The 2,980-nt window shown below is 40.7% G+C and carries 4 protein-coding genes; 1 reads left to right on the top strand and 3 read right to left on the bottom strand.

Annotated features, from left to right (window positions below; all coding sequences use genetic code 11):
• A partial coding sequence (locus ACKTT2_RS00095; RefSeq protein WP_407882739.1) for a hypothetical protein occupies positions 1–106 on the bottom strand: 106 nt, incomplete at its 3' end.
• 749 nt (positions 107–855) lie between these two features.
• A complete protein-coding gene (locus ACKTT2_RS00090) occupies positions 856–1,272 on the bottom strand; it encodes a response regulator (RefSeq protein WP_407882737.1) in 417 nt (138 codons plus the stop codon).
• Between the two features lie 231 nt (positions 1,273–1,503).
• Between ACKTT2_RS00090 and ACKTT2_RS00085 the strand changes: the two genes are divergently transcribed.
• Complete coding sequence (locus tag ACKTT2_RS00085) at positions 1,504–2,418, top strand: pentapeptide repeat-containing protein (RefSeq protein ID WP_407882735.1); 915 nt, start codon at positions 1,504–1,506, stop codon at positions 2,416–2,418.
• A gap of 228 nt (positions 2,419–2,646) precedes the next feature.
• On the opposite strand, the gene ACKTT2_RS00080 is transcribed toward ACKTT2_RS00085, so the two are convergent.
• The coding region (locus tag ACKTT2_RS00080; protein WP_407882733.1) for a WGxxGxxG family protein at positions 2,647–2,980 on the bottom strand (334 nt) is incomplete at its 5' end.

The following is a 2,980-nucleotide window of genomic DNA, read 5'->3' as shown; positions in this document are numbered from 1 at the left end:
CATCATGGCTTTCAAAATCATTTCCCATAGCCATCGCATACCAGATCCGACGTGTCGTCGGGTCTTGTGCGAGATCCTGGTTAAATTTGGGATACTTTACTGCCATGTATTTTACTCAAGTCCTGCCTAAACAAAGACACCGAGTTGCTAGTTCAGTAGAACTAACACACTTGCAATTGAAGAAACACTCTTTCAGGATGAAACGGAAGTCCATCTATATGGCAAAAGTAGAAAAAACTGACAAGGTAAAAGCCTCAAAAGGCTTAGCTTCGTAATGTTCATCCCCAACCAGCATGATGGAATTCAGCTCCCTAGGAGTAATAAATCAATTTAACTGCTACGACTTTCATTAGCTTTCCTACTGAGGAAGTAGATTGGTATTACATCTGTTTGTAATCGTGGATACGACTTCGCACTCAAAAATTACAAAGTAAAGATTTAAAGTAATTTCTTTAAGGCATCGTTTTCTATACTGTAGACGGCTACTCCCTTCTCGCGCTTATAATTACCTATGGGCGTAGGGTGGGCAATGCCCACCAACGCGATCGTGGTGGGCATTGCCCACCCTACATGCAGGAGTGGAATTTTAGAGCCCAAAGGGAGTAATACCATTTCACTTTTTTGGTGATACAAATACCCTGTAGGGGCGCAATGCCTTGCGTCCCTAAGAGTTTTTAGCAATTTTTGAAAAGTTAGATTCTAAACCGTTTTTGGTATAACAGCAGAAAGCAATCGCTCTTACAAATATTAAGAAATATGAGGAAAGGGAGTAATTTCTGAAGATGTCTATTATTATTGTTGTAATTAAAAAAGCTTCATTCCTATTTCCAGTTGAACAAAAATCTGGACTCATTCTCATCGTCCGACCAAGTGGGCAACAGCTGCTGCTAACTCTTTAGGGTCAATCGGTTTTTCTAAATACATATCAAACCCAAACTCAAAAGCTATTGCGCGTCCCTCTTCCATCATCCAGGCTGTTATAGCAATAGCAGGAATTTGGCTAACTCGTTTATCTTCTTGCATTCTGATACAACGAATCAGCGAACAACCATTCTCTTTTGGCATTGCAAGATCGCTAATTAAAACATCTACCTGCCACTGTGCTATCATTTTTAGAGCATCTCGAGCAGATGTCACTGTCCTAACTTGTGCCGAGAACTCTTCTAGAATTAACCCGATTAGAGTACGGGTATCATTATTATCATCTACCACGAGGACTTGCAAACCACTTAAAGACAGAGAGTTATTTGAATAGGCGAAATCTGTGAACATAATGGATTGAAAAGCGAAAAAAGCAATGATTGAGTCTGTCTAAATTTTCTTTCACGCTCAATATCTAACACATTTTTACTGAAAAAATATACAATTTTTCTGTTTTAACACTCAGAAGTGACGAAGAACACAATTAGGGTTTATAATCTTAAATAATTAGCTACGTGCAACTCATTGATATCTAAATCGACAGTGAGTTAGCAAGTGGAGTTACTGCACAGTTAAGACGAGATGGCAAATCTGGAGCATCTTGCACTGTTAAGGCAAGGAGTATATGTCTGGAATCATCAAAAGAAGGAGAGATGTCTAGTACAAACAAATCTCAGTGATGCAGATCTAGCGGGAGAAAATCTCTGTGGAGCCTACTTACAAAGTACTAATCTCAGTCGTGCGAATCTCAGTCGTGCGAATCTCAGTCGTGCGAATCTCAGTCGTGCGAATTTAGATCGGGCAACCCTTGAGGCAGCAGACTTAAGTCGAGCATACTTGAGCCAAGCTGTTATTTCAGACGCAATTCTCTTCCAAACAGATCTGAGTCAAGCAAATTTAATGGGTGCCTGCCTTGATGGATCTGACCTCCAAACAGCAAGACTTACTCAAGCGAACTTAACGGCTGCTTCCTTGCGTGCAGCAATTTTCTGGAAATCAAATCTTATAGGAGCAAGTTTGAGAAGGGCAAACCTATCTCACTCCATATTTCAGGAAACCAACCTTTGGCGGGCTAATCTTCAGGAAGCAGATTTATTAAATATCTACTTCAATCAAACTAACCTCAGTCAAGCAAATATTCAAAGAGCTAACCTGACGAATTCTCTTGTTAAGAGAACTAGCTTTTGGAAAACAAACCTTGAGGGTTCTGTCTGGAAAAACGCATATTTCAAAACAATCAGATTTGACCAAACTAACCTTACAGGAGTTTGCTTTCAAGGAGCACACTTACAAGGAGTCATCTTTAAAGAAGTTAATTTGACAGAAGCAGATTTCACAGGGGCTTCTCTCGAAGGAGCGATCTTTATTAAAGCAAACCTTACAAAAACTAATCTAACAGGTGCTTCTTTTCAACGCACAATTTTTAAGCAGGTTACTTTTAAAACAACTCAAGGATTTGATTGTAGCTGCCAAAAAGGAGCTTTAATTTATTTATAAAGTTTTTAATATTTAAATATAGCAATCATAAACCATTCATGAAAAGTTATATCCCCAACTTCCTTGAGGATACAGCTGGTTAATGGGGGTGACGCCCCTCATTCAGCACTTTCTCGTCTTGAGGTGTGGGGTCTGACCCATCATTCGCCAACAGTATCCTTTAAGAAGTCGGGGATCTCAACTCCGCAAATTTTCAAAACTCAGATAGTATTGCTATAGCTATATAGTCTAATATCTGGTAGAACCAGAACGAGTTACCTCATTGGGGTCGCGATATGCTTGGGGTTGAGACCGCTTGGGAATAAGACCTGTAAGACCAATAAGACCGAGCAAACCGAGCCAACCCCAATCAAAACCGCGATCGTCTCTCACTTCACTAGTTCCTTGAGTTGTATTGGTAGTTCCTGTAGTATTTGTAGTAGTATTTCCGGTGGTGGTGTCAGTACCAGTGGAACCCGTACTGGGAACTGTTGTACCAGATCCCGTTCCGGTGGTGGTGTCAGTACCAGTGGAACCCGTACTGGGAACTGTTGTACCAGATCCCGTTCCGGTGGTGGTGTCA

The organism is Scytonema hankhaensis NUACC26, assembly GCF_045865695.1.
GTDB lineage: Bacteria > Cyanobacteriota > Cyanobacteriia > Cyanobacteriales > Nostocaceae > Scytonema.
This window is presented reverse-complemented; position numbering and strand designations above follow the sequence as displayed.